Origin of the sequence: Bacillus cereus group sp. BfR-BA-01355, from assembly GCF_022663675.1 — a bacterium.
Lineage (GTDB): Bacteria > Bacillota > Bacilli > Bacillales > Bacillaceae_G > Bacillus_A > Bacillus_A thuringiensis_S.
Window position 1 is genome coordinate 1 of record NZ_JAKUFY010000536.1, and the last position, 206, is coordinate 206.

Genomic DNA, 206 nt, shown 5'->3' on the forward strand with positions numbered 1-206 from the left:
GTTCTCTCTTTGATTTACAACATATGCTTTCTCTTGTACTTCCGTACTTGAAATTGGCTTTTGTACTTGCTCTTCCACTACTTGCTGCACTGGACGTTCTTCCACTTGTGGTTCTGCTACTACTTGTTGCACTGGTCTATTCTCTACTCGTACATTAACAGAATGCTGCATTGCATTTGCCCTAGCTGCATGTCTTTCCATTAATC

1 protein-coding gene is annotated in these 206 nt (G+C 41.3%); it reads right to left on the bottom strand.

The window, feature by feature from the left end; genetic code table 11:
- A partial coding sequence (locus MR167_RS32815; RefSeq protein WP_242316341.1) for a hypothetical protein occupies positions 1 to 206 on the bottom strand: 206 nt, incomplete at both ends.